At 68.4% G+C, this 15,262-nt stretch carries 16 protein-coding genes; 15 read left to right on the top strand and 1 reads right to left on the bottom strand.

Translation table 11 applies throughout. The annotated features are described in order from the left end of the window. Positions 1-43 precede the first annotated feature (43 nt). Positions 44-946: a LysR family transcriptional regulator gene (locus ACSFA0_RS15120; protein ID WP_435451093.1), complete on the top strand. Its 903-nt coding sequence runs from the start codon at positions 44-46 to the stop codon at positions 944-946. Positions 947-1,459: 513 nt separating this feature from the next. On the opposite strand, the gene ACSFA0_RS15115 is transcribed toward ACSFA0_RS15120, so the two are convergent. Next, positions 1,460-2,194 (bottom strand): GntR family transcriptional regulator, encoded by a 735-nt coding sequence (locus tag ACSFA0_RS15115; protein WP_435451092.1) that lies wholly within the window; start codon positions 2,192-2,194, stop codon positions 1,460-1,462. 285 nt (positions 2,195-2,479) lie between these two features. On the opposite strand from ACSFA0_RS15115, the gene ACSFA0_RS15110 reads away from it, so the two are divergent. From ACSFA0_RS15110 to ACSFA0_RS15045, 14 genes are all read left to right on the top strand, one after another. Then, entirely contained in the window at positions 2,480-3,814 is a 1,335-nt protein-coding gene (locus ACSFA0_RS15110; RefSeq protein WP_435451091.1) for an aromatic ring-hydroxylating dioxygenase subunit alpha, read from the top strand. A 32-nt stretch (positions 3,815-3,846) separates the two neighbouring features. Then, positions 3,847-5,286 (top strand): glutamine synthetase family protein, encoded by a 1,440-nt coding sequence (locus ACSFA0_RS15105; protein WP_435451090.1) that lies wholly within the window; start codon positions 3,847-3,849, stop codon positions 5,284-5,286. Positions 5,287-5,306: 20 nt separating this feature from the next. Next, positions 5,307-5,630, top strand: a complete 324-nt coding sequence (locus ACSFA0_RS15100) for a 2Fe-2S iron-sulfur cluster-binding protein (protein WP_435451089.1) — start codon at positions 5,307-5,309, stop codon at positions 5,628-5,630. Beyond that, positions 5,630-6,874 (top strand): NAD(P)/FAD-dependent oxidoreductase, encoded by a 1,245-nt coding sequence (locus ACSFA0_RS15095; protein ID WP_435451088.1) that lies wholly within the window; start codon positions 5,630-5,632, stop codon positions 6,872-6,874. Before ACSFA0_RS15100 ends, ACSFA0_RS15095 begins: the two co-directional genes overlap by 1 nt. A gap of 28 nt (positions 6,875-6,902) precedes the next feature. After that, entirely contained in the window at positions 6,903-8,099 is a 1,197-nt protein-coding gene (locus ACSFA0_RS15090) for an ABC transporter substrate-binding protein (protein ID WP_435451087.1), read from the top strand. 12 nt (positions 8,100-8,111) lie between these two features. Next, a complete protein-coding gene (locus ACSFA0_RS15085) occupies positions 8,112-8,972 on the top strand; it encodes a branched-chain amino acid ABC transporter permease (protein WP_435451086.1) in 861 nt (286 codons plus the stop codon). Continuing rightward, positions 8,969-9,928, top strand: a complete 960-nt coding sequence (locus ACSFA0_RS15080; protein WP_435451085.1) for a branched-chain amino acid ABC transporter permease — start codon at positions 8,969-8,971, stop codon at positions 9,926-9,928. Before ACSFA0_RS15085 ends, ACSFA0_RS15080 begins: the two co-directional genes overlap by 4 nt. Further along, positions 9,925-10,689 carry an ABC transporter ATP-binding protein gene (locus ACSFA0_RS15075; protein WP_435451084.1) on the top strand — a complete coding sequence of 255 codons (765 nt, stop codon included), beginning with the start codon at positions 9,925-9,927 and terminating at the stop codon, positions 10,687-10,689. Before ACSFA0_RS15080 ends, ACSFA0_RS15075 begins: the two co-directional genes overlap by 4 nt. Next, entirely contained in the window at positions 10,682-11,392 is a 711-nt protein-coding gene (locus ACSFA0_RS15070; RefSeq protein ID WP_435451083.1) for an ABC transporter ATP-binding protein, read from the top strand. The genes ACSFA0_RS15075 and ACSFA0_RS15070 overlap by 8 nt, the downstream gene beginning before the upstream one ends. Before the next feature lie 12 nt (positions 11,393-11,404). Continuing rightward, entirely contained in the window at positions 11,405-12,124 is a 720-nt protein-coding gene (locus ACSFA0_RS15065; RefSeq protein ID WP_435451082.1) for a type 1 glutamine amidotransferase, read from the top strand. A gap of 165 nt (positions 12,125-12,289) precedes the next feature. Next, the gene (locus tag ACSFA0_RS15060) at positions 12,290-13,006 is read left to right on the top strand and encodes a DUF4198 domain-containing protein (RefSeq protein ID WP_435451081.1); all 717 of its coding nucleotides are present in this window, start codon (positions 12,290-12,292) and stop codon (positions 13,004-13,006) included. Further along, positions 13,003-13,302, top strand: a complete 300-nt coding sequence (locus ACSFA0_RS15055) for a DUF3649 domain-containing protein (RefSeq protein ID WP_435451080.1) — start codon at positions 13,003-13,005, stop codon at positions 13,300-13,302. The genes ACSFA0_RS15060 and ACSFA0_RS15055 overlap by 4 nt, the downstream gene beginning before the upstream one ends. Next, a complete protein-coding gene (locus tag ACSFA0_RS15050) occupies positions 13,299-14,948 on the top strand; it encodes a PepSY-associated TM helix domain-containing protein (RefSeq protein WP_435451079.1) in 1,650 nt (549 codons plus the stop codon). The genes ACSFA0_RS15055 and ACSFA0_RS15050 overlap by 4 nt, the downstream gene beginning before the upstream one ends. Beyond that, the gene (locus ACSFA0_RS15045) at positions 14,945-15,241 is read left to right on the top strand and encodes a DUF3325 domain-containing protein (protein WP_435451078.1); all 297 of its coding nucleotides are present in this window, start codon (positions 14,945-14,947) and stop codon (positions 15,239-15,241) included. Before ACSFA0_RS15050 ends, ACSFA0_RS15045 begins: the two co-directional genes overlap by 4 nt. The last annotated feature ends 21 nt before the right edge of the window (positions 15,242-15,262 follow it).

Raw genomic sequence — 15,262 nt, 5'->3', positions numbered from 1 at the left:
CGAGCGCCATGCCCTTCTTCGACCGTCCCACCCTGGTGCAGCCATGAACATCAGCTTTCGCCAGATGCGCGCTTTTTCCGCCGTGGCGCGTGCCGGCAGCTTCACCGCGGCAGCGAAGCAGGTGAACCTCACGCAGTCGGCCGTGAGCATGCTGGTGCAGCAGTTGGAAGAGGCGCTGGGCGTGGTGCTGTTCGACCGCGGTGGCGCCGTCACGCTGACTGAAGCCGGCCAGCAACTGCTGCCCCTGGCGCGCCGCATCCTCGACGACGTGAACCAGGTGGTCGAAGGCGCGTCGGACCTGCGCTCGCTGCGCACCGGCCTGCTGCGGGTCGTCGCGCCTCAGATGCTGAGCTGCACCTGGATCTCGACGGTGTTGGGCGAGTTCGCGACGACGCACCCGGACATCGGGCTGCGCGTGACGGACGCGACGACCGACGACGTGGTGGGCGTGGTGCGCCGCGGCGAAGCCGAGATCGGCGTCGGCCCCGAACGCACAGTGGGCGAAGACGTCCTGCGCACCTTCCTGATGGACGTGCCCATCCGCATGGTGTGCCCAGCGACGCACCCGCTGGCCGGACGACGCGGCGTCTCGTGGGACGAGCTGCGCGACGAGCGATGGGTGATCTATTCGAGCGAGTTCAACCGCCAGCTCGAACGCATCCTGCAGTCGCACGATGCCTCGCTGTCGATGCAGACCGCTGTGGAGGTCGGCTACCTGACGACCGCACTTGCCATGGTGGGCGTGGGTTCGGGGCTGGCCGCCGTGCCCGATTACGCACGCATGTTCGCGGACAACTTCAAGGTGCGCTTCGTGCCGCTGCGCGGGCCGGAGATTCGGCGGCAGTTCTATGTTTACCAGCGGCGGGGGATGGCGCTGTCACCGGCTGCGGAAGCGTTCGTGGTGATGATGCAGCGGCATGCGGGGCGCGGGGTGGCGAAAAAATGAGGTGTTGTTGAGGGGGCGTCGGCGGGCAGTAGGCCTGTGGGCGGCAGACGACTGCGGCCCTTCGGGCTTCGCTGCTGCTCCTCACGAAAGGCGGGGTCCGCGCAAACTCGCTTCGCTCAAACACGCGCGGCCCTGATCCGCCTTTCGCTGCGGTGCTCGCCGCAGCCGGACAGCCGCCCACAGGCCTACCGCCCACCGACGTGGACGCGGCCGTTGTGCACCTCTCTCCAGCGAGCGCAGCGATTGCGCCACCCCAAGCCCGGCAGGCGGTGCGGGCCGGGCGATCCCCTGTGCGTCGCCAAGGCGCGCAGCGCCATCGGCTGCGCGCGCAGCGCGCTTCAACATCTGACTCGTCGCAGCTGTCTGAGCGCAGAGAACGAAGTGAACGCAGCGAGTTCTGCGACGCAGCCGATGGCGCGAGCACCGCAGGGAAGCCGCGAAGCGGCCGGCGCACCAGGGTCGATCGGCCCGCACCGCCTGCCGGGCGCCCTCACCAGAACCAACGATAGAACGTCAGCCCCGAACCTTCCCCGCCACCAACCGCATCCCAGGCATCAGTTCAGCAGCCAGCTCCGGCCGCTCCAACGCATAGTCCAGATTCATCCGCGCAATCTCGACATGCTCCTCGCCCAGCGCCTGCGCACGTGACCCCTGCCCCCGCTCGATCGCCTGCACCAGCGCATGGTGCGTGCGGTGCGCCTGCTTCATCCATTGCTGGCCCTCTTCCATCGACGATTGCATTGGCAGCATCGCGCTCGGCGACGCGAAGGGCTGGCCGTCGAGCATGTCCATCACGCGGCGCAGCGCCGAGTTGCCGCAGCCGTCCATGATGAGCTTGTGGAAGCGGTCGTTCATCTCGACGTAGGCGGCGTAGTCGTCCAGTTCCATCGTCGGTTTGTTCACCGCCTTGTCGCCGGCGTCGAGGCATTCGTTCAGGTCGCGCATCAACTGGCGCGGCGCACCGTCCTCCGCCAGCAGGCGCGCAGCGAAGCCTTCGATCAGGCCGCGCACGCGGATCGCGTCTGCGATCTCGCGGGAGGTGAAGCGGCGCATCTGGTAGCCACCGGAAGGCGATTGCTCGATCAGGCCTTCGTGCTCCAGGCTGGTAAGCGCGAGCCGCACCGGCGTGCGCGAGGCACCGAGCTTTTCGGCCAGCGGGATCTCGGCGAGCCGTTCGCCGGGCACGAATTCGCCCTTGAGGATCATGTCGCGCAACTGGACCAGCACGCGGGATTGTTGGGAGTCCATGGGATTCGCAAGGCGCAGCAAAGAAGACCCATTCTAAGGAGCGGCGGCTGCATGCACACAGGAGACAGCGCTTGGTCCGGTTGTTGCATACATTGCCCTCAGCACCCCAAATCAGAACCTTGACGCACATCAAAGGTGCGCTCAAAAATGAGCTCGAAGCGCTGATTTCAGGCTGATAACCCACTAAATCCGTAGAAAGACATTGACCTTCGACAAAGACAGCTTCGACAATGTATGCAATTGCATGCAATGCATGCCTGTCAAAACCTCGATGGAGCTCCACGCATGATCAGCGCCGAACAGAACGATCTCATCACCCGGGTCGGCCCCGGAACGCCCGCCGGCCAGTTGCTGCGCCGCTACTGGCAGCCGGTGGCGATCTCGGACGAGCTTGCCGGGCCGCGCCCGGTGAAGCCCGTGCAGCTGATGGGTCAGCACTTCGTCCTGTTCCGCGACGAGAACGGGCAACTGGGCATGCTCGATCGCGATTGCCCGCACCGCGGTGCCGACCTGGCCTTCGGCCGGCTCGAAGGCGGCGGCCTGCGCTGCCCTTTTCACGGCTGGTTGTTCGATGCGAAGGGCAACTGTCTCGAAACCCCCGCCGAGCCCGTGGGCAGCAAGCTGTGCACGCGCATCAAGCAGGCGGCTTATCCAGTGGTCGAGAAGAGCGGCACCATCTTCGCGTACATCGGTGAAGGCGAGCCGCCCGCATTTCCCGAGTTCGACTGCTTCGTCGCACCCGACTCGCACACCTTCGCCTTCAAGGGGCTGTTCGAGTGCAACTGGCTGCAGGCGCTCGAAGTGGGCATCGACCCCGCGCACGCGTCGTACCTGCACCGCTTCTTCGAGGACGAGGACACGTCCGAGAGCTACGGCAAGCAGTTCCGTGGCGCCTCGGCCGACTCCGACCTGCCCATCACCAAGGTGCTGCGCGAATTCGACCTGCCCGAGATCAACGTCGCCAGCACCGACTACGGCATGCGCCTGACCACGCTGCGCAAGGTGTCGGACACCGACACGCACGTGCGCGTCACCAACGTCGTGTTCCCGCAGGCCTTCGTGATCCCGATGAGCACCGAGATGACCATCTCGCAATGGCATGTGCCGGTCGACGACACGCACTGCTACTGGTACGCGATCTTCACCAGCTTCACCGGCCCGGTCGACAAGCAGCAGATGCGCGACCAGCGCCTGGAGCTGTACGAACTGCCGAACTACACCTCGCGCAAGAACAAGCGCAACGACTACGGCTACGACGTCAACGAACAGCTCACCAAGACCTACACCGGCATGGGCGAGGACATCAACGTGCACGACCAGTGGGCCGTCGAGTCGCAAGGCCCGATCCAGGACCGCACGCGCGAACACCTGGGCACGACCGACAAGGGGATCATTGCCTACCGCCGCATGCTGGTGAAGGCCATCGAAAGCACGCAGGCCGGCGAAGGCGCGCCGATGGTCATCGGCCAGGAACAGGCCACCGCCATGTCGGGCCCGCCATCGATCGACGGCGTGAACGAGAAGGCCGGCGAAGGGGTCGGCCCCGAGGCGTACTGGCAGCAGGCCGACCGCGAGCGGCGCCTGAAGTCCAGCTGGGCCGCCGCACGGCTCGGCGCGTGAGGCACTGCACACCGCGTGAGGCACTGCACACCATGAGCAATTTCGTGAACCGCTTCGGCCTCTGGTCCGACGACCAGGAGCAGCAGGCGAAGGAGCTGGTGCGCCGGCTCGACAGCGGCGAGGTCGACGTGGTGCGCTTCGCCTTCCCCGACCAGCACGGCATCCTGCGCGGCAAGACGCTGGTGGCCAGCGAGGCGCGCGACGCGCTGTGGGACGGCGTGAACCTCACGTCGACCCTGCTCGCCAAGGACACCTCGCACAAGACCGTGTTTCCGGTGTTCAGCGCCGGCGGCGGCTTCGCGCTGCCAGGCTTCCAGGGCGGCGCCGACTTCACCGTCGTGGCCGACCCGGCCACCTTCAAGGTGCTGCCGTGGTCGCCGCGCACGGGCTGGGTTCTGTGCGACGCCTACATGGCCGACGGCAAGCCCTGCCCCTTCGCCACGCGGCAGATCCTGCAGCGCGCGGTCAAACAGCTCGACGAACTCGGCCTGGACTTCATCGCCGGGCTGGAGGTCGAGTTCCACGTCTTCAAGCTCGACGACCCGCGCCTGGGCCTGGGCGATTCGGGCCAGCCGGGCGAGCCGCCGCGCGTGTCGCTGCTGTCGCACGGCCACCAGTACCTCACCGAGCTGCGCTACGACCGGCTCGACCCGGTGATGGAGTTGCTGCGCTCCAACCTCATCGCGCTCGGCCTGCCGCTGCGCTCATTGGAAATCGAATACGGCCCCAGCCAGTTCGAGCTGACCTTCGGCCCGACCGCGGGCGTGCTGCCCGCCGACACCATGGTGCTGCTGCGCAGCGCCATCAAGCAGATCTGCCAGCGTGCGGGCTACCACGCCACCTTCATGTGCCGGCCGAAGATCCCGAACGTGATGTCCAGCGGCTGGCACCTGCACCAGTCGCTGCGCCGCAAGAGCGACGGCGTGAACGCGTTCATGCCGGAGGCCGAAGGCCAAGACCTGAGCCCGCTCGGCCTGCACTACCTCGGCGGCCTGAAGGAACACGCCTGCGGCGCTGCGGCGCTCGCGAGCCCGACCATCAACGGCTACCGCCGCTACCGCCCCTTCTCGCTGGCGCCCGACCGCGCCATCTGGGCGCGCGACAACCGCGGCGCGATGCTGCGCGTGCTCGGCGGCGTCGGCCAGAAGGCGACGCGCATCGAGAACCGCGTGGGCGAGCCGACAGCCAACCCGTACCTGTACCTCGCGTCGCAGCTCTTCTCCGGCCTCGACGGCATCCGCAACAAGACCGACCCTGGCCCGTCGGCCGATGCGCCCTACGAGACGCCCGCGCAGCAGTTGCCGCGTTCGCTCGGCGACGCGCTCGTTTGCCTGCGCGACGACGCCATGCTCAACGAACAGATGGGCAAGACCTTCGTCGACTACCTCTGCCACATCAAGGAAGCGGAGATCGCCCGCTTCAACCTCGACGTCAGCGAATGGGAACATCGCGAGTACTTCGACATGTTCTGAACACGATCCCGATACCTACGATGCCCACGATCCACTACATCCTCAAAGACGGCAGCACCCGCGCCATCGACGCCAAGCCCGGCAGCAGCGTGATGGAGAACGCCGTGCGCAACAACGTGCGCGGCATCGACGCCGAATGCGGCGGCTCCTGCTCCTGCGCGACCTGCCACGTCTACGTCGACGACGCCTTCATCGCCCTGCTGCCACCGGCCGACGACATGGAGAACGACCTGCTCGACGGCGTCGCCGCCGAACGCCAGCCCGGCAGCCGCCTGAGCTGCCAGATCACGATGACGGCCGCGCTCGACGGCATCACCGTGCGCGTGCCCGAGACGCAGATCTGATGCCCGGCGCGAAGACCCTGGTGATCGTCGGCGCCTCGTACGCCGGCGTGCAGCTCGCAGCCACCGCGCGCGAGCTCGGCTTCGAGGCGCCGATCACCATCCTCGGCGACGAACGCCACCAGCCCTACCAACGGCCGCCGTTGTCGAAAGGCCTGCTCACCGGCAAAACGACGCTTGACCAGCTGCAGCTGCGCGGCCCCGACTTCTTCACGCAGAACCGCATCGACCTGCAGCTCGGCCAGCGCGCGGCGGCGGTCGATGCCGGCGCGCGCACGGTCACGCTCGCCGATGGCCGCACGCTCGACTACGGCTGGCTCGCCCTGATGACCGGCGCGCGTTGCCGGCCCTTCACGGTGCCGGGTGCGGAGCTCGACGGCGTCGTCGAACTGCGCACGCTCGACGACGCCCTGCGCGTGGCCGACGCGGCCGGTCGCACGAAACGCGCGTGTGTGATCGGCGGCGGCTTCATCGGCCTCGAAGTGGCGTCGGCCCTGCGCACGCGCGGCGCCGAGGTCACGGTGGTCGAGGCCCAGCCGCACCTGTTGACGCGCAGCTTCCCGCCCATCATGTCGGCCTATGTCGAGAACGCGCACCGCCGCCGCGGCATCGAACTGCTGACCGGCCGCGGCGTTCGCGCCTTGCACGGCACGAACGGGCATGTCGATGCCGTCGAGCTGACGGATGGCCACCGCGTGGACTGCGACCTGGTGGTGCTCGGCGTCGGCGTGCTGCCGAACGTCGAGCTGGCGCAGACCGCAGGTATTGCGGTCGACAACGGCATCGTGGTCGACGCGTTCGGCCGCACCTCGGCACCGCGCGTGCTGTCGGCCGGCGACGTGGCCTACATGGCGCTGGCGCCGGTGCCCGGCGGCCCGACGCGGGTGCGGCTCGAATCGATCCAGGCGGCCAACGATGGCGCGCGCGCCGCGGCCTCGGTGGTGGTCGGTCGCGAGCAGCCCAACACCGCGGTGCCCTGGTTCTGGAGCGACCAGTTCGACCTCAAGTTCCAGATGGCCGGCCTGCCGGTGCACGGCGACGAGGTCGTGACCCGCGGCGACATCACGACCGACAAGTTCAGCCTGTTCTACCTGCGCGACGGCGTGCTGGTCGGCGCGCACTCGGTCAACAAGCCGGCCGAGCATATGCAGAGCCGCAAGCTGATCGCCGCCCGCGCGCAGCCCACCGCCGCCCAGTTGGCCGACACGTCTTTCGACCTGAAGACCGTGCCCACCGCGACCCCCTGATCCTTACCGCAACCCTCGGAGTTCCACGATGAAGATGACCAAGCGAAGCACCCTCGCCACCCTCGCGCTGGCCGCGCTCTCTGCCATGGGCGCATTCAGTGCGCACGCGGCCGACGAGCCGCTGCGCATCGGCATGATCGCCACTTATTCCGGCCCGTACGCCGACTACGGCCGGCAGTTCGACGCCGGCGTCGCGCTGTACCTGAAGGAACACGGCGGCAAGATCGCGGGCCGCACGGTCGAGATCATCAAGAAGGACACGGCCGGCCCGGCGCCCGACGCGGCCAAGCGCATCGCGCAGGAACTGGTCGTGCGGGACAAGGTGAGCATCCTCACCGGCCTCGACTTCAGCCCCAACGCCTATGCGGTGGGCGCCATCGCCACGCAGGCGAAGATCCCGACGCTGGTGATGAACGCGGCGTCGTCCGCCATCACCACCAGCTCGCCCTATGTCGCGCGGCTGTCGTTCACGGTGCAGCAGGTGACCGACCCGATGGCCCGCTGGATGGCCAAGCAGGGCGTGAAGGAGGCCTACACGGTGGTGGCCGACTACGCCTCCGGCGTCGACGCCGAGACGGCCTTCAAGAAGGCCTTTACGGCCGAAGGCGGCAAGGTGGTGGGCGAGGTCCGCACGCCCATGAACAACCCCGACTTCTCTGCCTACGTGCAGCGCATCAAGGACGCGAAGCCGCAGGCGGTGTTCTTCTTCTTCCCCTCGGGCGTGATGCCGCCGGCCTTCCTCAAGGTCTGGAAGGAACGCGGCATGGAAGAAGCCGGCATCAAGCTCTTCGCGACCGGCGAAGCCACCGACGACAGCTACCTCGACGCGACCGGCGACGTGGCGCTGGGCCTGGTCACCAGCCACCACTACTCGTACGCACATCCCTCGCCGAAGAACCAGAAGTTCGTGAAGGACTTCGTCGCGCAGTTCGGCACCACGATGCGCCCGAGCTACTTCGCCGTGACCGCCTACGACGCCATGGCCGCCATCGACCTCGCGCTCGCCAAGACCAAGGGCGACGTGTCGGGCGACAAGTTCATGGAAGCACTCAAGGGCCTCGCCTTCGAGAGCCCGCGCGGCCCGATCGAGATCGACCCCGTCACGCGCGACATCGTGCAGACCGTCTACATCCGCAAGACCGAGAAGGTCGACGGCAAGCTTGTGAACGTCGAGTTCGACAAGTTCGACAAAGTCAAGGACCCGGCCAAGGAAGCCGCGAAGTAATCGGGCTGTTCCATGGGCATTGTGATTTTCGACGGCGTGGCCTACGGCATGCTCCTCTTCCTCATCGCGGTGGGCCTGTCCATCACGATGGGCCTGATGAACTTCGTCAACCTCGCCCATGGCAGTTTCGCGATGGTGGGTGGCTACGCCGCGAGCGTGCTGATGAGCCGCTACGGCGTGGGCTTCTTCCCGGCGCTGGCCGCGGCCTTCGTCGCGGCGGCGCTGGTCGGCGCGGTGCTGGAGCTCGTGTTCTACCGGCGGCTCTACAAGGCGCACCCGCTCGACCAGGTGCTGCTGTCGATCGGCATCGTGTTCGTCTCGATCGCCGTCTTCACCTACTTCTTCGGCCCGACGATGCAGCCCTTCCAGCTGCCGCCGATGCTCGACGGACGGGTGTCGCTGGGCGGGCTCGAGGTCGGTCGCTACCGGCTCTTCCTCATCGTCTGCGGCGTGCTCGTGCTGGCCGTGCTGCTGCTGGGCATCGGCAAGACGCGCTACGGCGCGATGGTGCGCGCAGCGGTCGACAACCAGCGCGTGGCCGCCGGCACCGGCATCCATGTGCAACGCCTGTTCTTCCTGACCTTCTCGCTGGGTTGCGGCCTGGCGGGCCTGGGCGGCGCGCTCAGCCTGGGCATGCTCGGGCTGGAACCCACATTCCCGCTCAAGTACCTCGTGTACTTCCTCATCGTGGTGTGCGTCGGCGGGGCCGGCACCATCACCGGCCCCTTCGTCGCGGCGCTGCTGGTCGGCATCGTCGACATGGCCGGCAAGTACTACTGGCCCGAAGCAGGCGCCTTCCTCATCTACGTCGTGATGATCGTCATGCTGCTGCTGCGGCCCAACGGCATCATTCCGCGCAAAGGCATCGCATGACGCGCATCACCCTTTCTCCGCACCGTCTGCGCTGGGTCGAGGTCGCCTTCTGGCTCGCGCTCGCGTCCTGCTTCTTCCTGCTGCCGGACAAGCTCACGCTGATGAGCCAGATCCTCATCTTCGGGCTGTTCGCGGTGTCGCTCGACATGGCGCTGGGCTACGCCGGCATCCTCACCGTCGGGCACGCGGCCTTCTTTGGCGCCGGCGCGTACGCGGCGGGCCTGCTCGCCAAGCACGGCTGGGGCGAGCCCTTCACGGGCCTGCTGGTGGCGCTGGTCGTCTGCGCCGCGCTCGGCTACCTGCTGAGCTACCTGGTGGTGCGCGGCGCCGACCTCACGCGGCTGATGATCACCATCGGCGTATGCGTGCTGCTGGCTGAACTCGCCAACCGCCTGTCGGGCATCACCGGCGGCACCGACGGCCTGCAGGGCATGGTGATGTGGCCGGTGCTCGGGCTGTTCGACTTCGACCTCTACGGCAAGACCGCGTTTCTCTACGCGTTCGGCGTGGTGCTCGTCATGTTCCTGGGCGTGCGGCTGATCCTGCGTTCGCCGTTCGGCCTGGCGCTGCGTGGCATCCACGACAGCCGCAAGCGCATGCTGGCCATCGGCTCGCCGGTCGAGTCGCGCTTGCGCATGGCCTATGCACTGTCGGCCGCGGTGGCCGGCGTGGCCGGTGCGCTGCTGGCGCAGACCACGCAGTTCGTCGGCATCGAATCGATCGGCTTCAACCGCTCTGCCGAGGTGCTGATCATCCTGGTGCTCGGTGGCACCGGCCGGCTCTACGGCGGGATGATCGGCGCGCTGGTCTACATGCTGGTGCACGACGCCTTCGCCGACCTCAACCCGGAGTACTGGATGTTCTGGCTCGGCATCTTCCTGATCGCGGCCGTCATGGTCGGGCGCGGCGGCATCATGGGCGCGCTGTCGCGCCTCGCGAAGCGGAGCGCGCCATGAAGCCAACCTTGCAAACCCACGGCCTGGGCGTGCGCTTCGGCGCCTTCCAGGCGGTGAACGACGTGCACCTCTCGCTCGAGCCCGGCGCACGCCAGGCGCTGATCGGCCCCAACGGCGCCGGCAAGACCACGCTCATCAACCTGCTGACCGGCGTGATCCGGCCGACCGCCGGGCGCATCGAGATGGGCGGCCAGGACATCACCGGCTTCGCCGCCGACCGCCGCGCCCGCATGGGCCTGGCGCGCACCTTCCAGATCAACACGCTGTTCCCCAGCCTCACGCCGCTGCTGTCGGTGGTGCTCGCCATCAGCGAGCGCGAGGGCCTGGGCGCGGTGTGGTGGCGGCCGCTCACGCGGCACACGGCGCTGTTCGACGAAGCGCACGCCTTGCTCGGCCGCCTGAAGCTCGACGCGCTGGCCGACGTGCCGGTCGCCGAGCTGGCCTACGGCAAGCAGCGGCTGCTGGAAATCGCGCTCGCCATGGCGGCCCGGCCGCGCATCCTGCTGCTCGACGAACCCGCGGCCGGCGTGCCCGAGGACGAGAGCGGCGAACTCTTCGAAGCGATTGCCGAACTGCCGCCGGACATCAGCGTGCTGTTCATCGAACACGACATGAAACTCGTCTTCCGTTTCTCGCGCCGCATCTCGGTGCTGGTGGCCGGGCAGATCCTGACCGAGGGCACGCCCGCCGAGATCGGCACCGACCCGCGGGTGCGCGAGGTGTACCTGGGCCACGCCCACGCAGAAGTCGCCCATGGCTGAGCTGCTCGCCTTCGACAATGTCGTCGCCGGCTACGGCAACGCGGTGGTGCTGCACCGCCTGGGCTTCACGCTGGCCGAGGGCCAGAGCCTGGCCGTGCTCGGCCGCAACGGCGTGGGCAAGACCACGCTGCTCGAGACGCTGATGGGCAACACCCGCGTCACGCAGGGCGCCATCCGCTGGTGCGGCGAAGACATCACGCGCTGGCCGGCGCACCGCCGCGTGCGCACCGGCCTGGGCTGGGTGCCGCAGGAACGCGAGGTATTCCCCTCGCTCACGGTGGAGGAGAACCTCACCGTGGTCGCCAGCCCCGGCCCCCGGAACCTGCAGCGCGTGTACGGCTTCTTTCCGCGACTGCGCGAGCGCCGCGGCAACTACGGCAACCAGCTGTCGGGGGGTGAGCAGCAGATGCTGGCCATCGGCCGCGCCCTCATGACCAACCCAAAGCTGCTGCTGCTCGACGAGCCGATGGAAGGCCTCGCGCCGATCATCGTGGAAGAGCTGGCAGCCTCGATACGCCGCCTGTGCGAAGGCGAAGGCCTGGCATCAATCGTGGTCGAGCAGCACCCGGTGCTCGCGCTCGAGATGACGCACCAGGCCATCGTGCTCGAACGCGGCACCGTCGTGCACGCCGGCACCAGTGCCGCGCTGGCGGCCGACGCGGCGTTGCTCGACGGCCTGCTGGGCGTCGGCATCGCCGCCTGACCGCATGAACGCGTGAAACCCATCGCCGTCTTCCAGCACACCGAGGTCGGCACACCCGGCACGGTGGTGCCCATCCTGCAATCGCTCGGCCGCGAGGTGCACATCGTGCGCATCGTCGACGGAGAACCCGTGCCCGACGATGCGTCAGCGTTCGGCGGGCTGGTGTTCATGGGCGGATTCATGAGCGCGAACGACTCGCTGCCGTGGATCGCGCAGGAGCTAGCGCTCATCCGCGATGCCGCCGCACAGGGCATCCCTGTCGCCGGCCACTGCCTCGGCAGCCAGCTGGTGGCACGCGCGCTGGGCGGCAGCGTGCACACGCATACACGCCCGGAGATCGGCTGGAACGACATCGTCACCGACGACCATGCGCTGGCTCGCGACTGGTGGGGCGACGCGGCCGGCCAGACGCTCGAGACCTTCCAGTGGCATGGCGACACCTTCGCGCCGCCGCCGGGCGCGGTGCGCATCGCCACCGGCGTGCACTGCGCCGCGCAGGCCTATGTGCTGGACGGCCGTCATCTGCTGGTGCAGTCGCACCTGGAGATGACGCCGGCGCTGGTGGCACTCTCGCTCGAACGCAATGGGGCGCAGCTGCTGCGCCAGCACGCCGCCGGCAACCCGGCCGTGGCGTCGATGGCCGCGACGCGGCAAGACCTCCCAGCACGCACGGCGCGGATGACCGGACATCTGCAGCGGCTCTACGCCCGCTGGTGCCAACGCGCCATCTGACGAAGCGGCTCGCGGCGCATCGCGCCTTCGCAATGACCGCGCGCATCGTCGGACATTCAAATTGTGACTTTATGTGGAATTAGAATGCGAACCGTTCGCATTCTTTTTTGCGCCTGCGCGCGCAAGCACGGTCGGTCTCCTTCGACCTTCGACGACATCATTTCCATGAAGCACACCCTCATCGCCACCCTCGCCCTGCTGGGCCTCGCCACGGCCGCCCAGGCCCACCAGATCTGGCTCGAGCAACCCGCCGGCCAGCGCGCTGTGATCCGCTTCGGCGAGTTCGGCGACAACCTGCGCGAGGCATCGCCGGGCCTGCTGGACAAGTTCGTCAAGCCGACAGGCACGCTGGTGTCGGCCCGTGGCGAGAAGCTGGGCGACGGCACGAAGACGAGCGACGGCTTCATGCTGCCCTTCCAGGCCGCGCCGGGCGAGAGCATCGTGGCCGAAGATGCAAGCTACCCGCTCTACACGATGAAGCAGGGCGACAAGGAAACGAAGAACTGGTATCACCCGGCCGCGCGGCTGATCACCGGCTTCGCGGCACAGACGCCGAAGCTGGCCTTCGACATCGTGCCCACCGGCACGCCGGGTGAATTGAAGCTCGTCTTCAAGGGCCAGCCACTGCCCAAGACCAAGGTCTCGCTGGTCACGCAATCCGGCTGGGCCAAGGAAGGCCGCACCGACGCGCAAGGCGTGGTGAAGTTCGACATGCCCTGGCAGGGCACCTACGTGGCCGAAGCGAGCCACACCGACCGCACGCCCGGCGAACGCGGCGCCGACAAATACGACGGCGTGAGCTACGTCACCACGCTCACCTACGTCAAGGCCGACGGCGTCGCCCCGATCCCCGCAGGACCGGCCGCCACGCCCAACAAGTGATCGCCGTGCTCGACCGGGCCCGCAGCGTGGGCCCGCTCCTCTCTCGCATCGTTGCGGCCGTGTTCGGTGGCTACGGCCTGGCCGCGCTCGGCAGCGTGGCCGCGCTCGCGCTGCCGATGGCGAAGCCGCAGGCGGTCATCACCGGGATGCTGGCGAGCTTCGCGATCTACGCCGGTGCGGTGGTCTGGGTCTTCGCGGTGCGCAGCGCGCGGCGTGCATGGGCCGGGCTGGCGATCGCGGCCGTGCCGCTGCTGCTCGCCGCGTGGTCCGTCTGGGCCGGAGGCGCCGCCTCGTGAGCACCGAGCACGACCTGCCGTCGACCGCGCGCCGGGCCAAGGCTGAACCCCTCGCCCGTGGCATCCGCCAGACCATGTCCGACCTGCACATCTGGGCCGGGCTGCTGACGGGCTGGTTCCTCTACGCGATGTTCCTCACCGGCACGGTGAGCTACTTCAAGGACGAACTCTCGCAGTGGATGCGGCCCGAGTTGCAGCATCAGGCCGAGGTGCCCGACCCGGCCGGGGTGGCGCGGCGCATCGCCGACGAACTGCAGGTGACCGCCGCCGGCAGTTCCCAATGGGGCATCTCGCTGCCGGACGCCCGCAACAACGTGGCGAGCGCCTTCTGGCGCGTGCCCGGTGTCGAAGGCCGGCGGGCCTTCCAGAGTGCGACCTTCGACCCGGCCACCGGCCACAAGGTCGCAGCGCGCGAAACGGCAGGCGGCGACTTTTTCTACCGCTTCCACTTCCAGTTCCACTACATGCCGGTGTTGTGGGGCCGCTGGCTGGCCGGCTTCTGCGCGATGTTCATGCTGGTGGCGATCGTCAGCGGCGTCATCACGCACAAGAAGATCTTCGTCGACTTCTTCACCTTCCGATGGGGCAAGGGCCAGCGCTCGTGGCTCGACGCGCACAACGCGCTGTCGGTCTTCGGCCTGCCCTTCCACGCGATGATCACGTACACCGGCCTCGTGACGCTGATGGCGCTCTACATGCCCTGGGGCAGCCAGACGGCCTTCAAGACGCCGGCCGAGCGGCAGCAGCTCACGGCCGAGCTCAGCACCTTCATCCAGCCGGGCAAGCCGAGCGGGCAGAAGGCCGACCTCGCGCCGGTGGAAGACATGGTGCGGCAGGCCCAGGCGCGCTGGGGCCACGACAACATCAGCCGCGTGACGATCACCCACGCGGGCGACGCCGCGGCGCGCGTGAGCGTGTCGCGCGGCGACGCCGGCCGCGCCTCGATGAGCCCGCAGTACATGCTCTTCGAAGGCGTCACCGGCAAACTGCTGGAGACCAAGGACCACGTCGGCCCCGCGGCCGAGACGCGTGGCGTGATGTACGCGCTGCACCTGGGCCGCTTCGGCGACACCGTGACGCGCTGGCTGTACTTCATCGTCAGCCTCGCGGGCACCGCGATGGTGGGCACCGGCCTGGTCATGTGGACCGTCAAGCGCCGTCAGAAACTGCCGAACCCCGACAAGCCCTACTTCGGCTTTCGCGTGGTGGAGCGCCTGAACATCGCCGCCATCGCCGGCCTGTCGGTCGCCATGGCCGGCATGCTCTGGGCCAACCGCCTGCTGCCGACCGGCCTGCCCGAACGCGCCGCCTGGGAGATCCACACTTTCTTCATCGTCTGGGGGCTGATGGCCGTGCACGCGGTGCTGCGCCCCGCGAAGAGGGCCTGGCTGGAACAGCTGTGGCTGGCGACCGCGGCGCTGGCGCTGCTGCCACTGCTCAACGCGGCCACCACCCAGCGCCCGCTGTGGCACAGCCTGGCCGAAGGCGACTGGGTCTTCGTCGGTGTCGACGGGATGCTATGGGCACTGGCCGCGCTGCACGCGCTGCTGGCGGTCCGCACGGCACGGCACAGCGCCAAGGCGCGACCCGTGCGCCGGGCTGCGCCCGTGCGCACGACCGAGCCCTCGATCGGAGAACGCGCATGACGCACCTCACCGCCTTGCTGCTGAGCACGCTGGGTTTCGCGGCGCTCGCGCTCGCCATGGAACGCCACCAGGAAGACCTGTTCGGCCACGCGCTCGCGGCGACGGCCACCCGATGGCTGCGCGTGGCCGGCTGGGCCGCACTGCTGCTGGCGCTCGTTCTCATCGTCCAGGCCCAGGGCTGGGGCGTGGGCCTGGTGAGCTACAGCGGCCACACCAGCCTCGGCGCCGGCCTCGTCTTCGGCGCGCTGGTCGTCGCCGAGCGAGCGCGCTGCCGCCGGCCCGCCCGGCGATGAGCTTTCCGATCCCGATCTCCA

It is taken from the genome of Variovorax restrictus (assembly GCF_051216715.1).
In the GTDB taxonomy this organism is placed as follows: domain Bacteria; phylum Pseudomonadota; class Gammaproteobacteria; order Burkholderiales; family Burkholderiaceae_C; genus Variovorax.
The sequence above is the reverse complement of the archived record's forward strand: the minus strand, read 5'-3'. Positions and strand labels throughout refer to the sequence as shown.

Excerpts from the sequence above, each read along its gene's own strand:
- ACSFA0_RS15120 (WP_435451093.1), top strand. The coding sequence starts at position 44 with ATGAACATCAGCTTTCGCCAGATGCGCGCTTTTTCCGCCGTGGCGCGT.
- ACSFA0_RS15115 (WP_435451092.1), bottom strand. The coding sequence starts at position 2,194 with ATGGACTCCCAACAATCCCGCGTGCTGGTCCAGTTGCGCGACATGATC.
- ACSFA0_RS15110 (WP_435451091.1), top strand. The coding sequence starts at position 2,480 with ATGATCAGCGCCGAACAGAACGATCTCATCACCCGGGTCGGCCCCGGA.
- ACSFA0_RS15105 (WP_435451090.1), top strand. The coding sequence starts at position 3,847 with ATGAGCAATTTCGTGAACCGCTTCGGCCTCTGGTCCGACGACCAGGAG.
- ACSFA0_RS15100 (WP_435451089.1), top strand. The coding sequence starts at position 5,307 with ATGCCCACGATCCACTACATCCTCAAAGACGGCAGCACCCGCGCCATC.
- ACSFA0_RS15095 (WP_435451088.1), top strand. The coding sequence starts at position 5,630 with ATGCCCGGCGCGAAGACCCTGGTGATCGTCGGCGCCTCGTACGCCGGC.
- ACSFA0_RS15090 (WP_435451087.1), top strand. The coding sequence starts at position 6,903 with ATGAAGATGACCAAGCGAAGCACCCTCGCCACCCTCGCGCTGGCCGCG.
- ACSFA0_RS15085 (WP_435451086.1), top strand. The coding sequence starts at position 8,112 with ATGGGCATTGTGATTTTCGACGGCGTGGCCTACGGCATGCTCCTCTTC.
- ACSFA0_RS15080 (WP_435451085.1), top strand. The coding sequence starts at position 8,969 with ATGACGCGCATCACCCTTTCTCCGCACCGTCTGCGCTGGGTCGAGGTC.
- ACSFA0_RS15075 (WP_435451084.1), top strand. The coding sequence starts at position 9,925 with ATGAAGCCAACCTTGCAAACCCACGGCCTGGGCGTGCGCTTCGGCGCC.
- ACSFA0_RS15070 (WP_435451083.1), top strand. The coding sequence starts at position 10,682 with ATGGCTGAGCTGCTCGCCTTCGACAATGTCGTCGCCGGCTACGGCAAC.
- ACSFA0_RS15060 (WP_435451081.1), top strand. The coding sequence starts at position 12,290 with ATGAAGCACACCCTCATCGCCACCCTCGCCCTGCTGGGCCTCGCCACG.
- ACSFA0_RS15045 (WP_435451078.1), top strand. The coding sequence starts at position 14,945 with ATGACGCACCTCACCGCCTTGCTGCTGAGCACGCTGGGTTTCGCGGCG.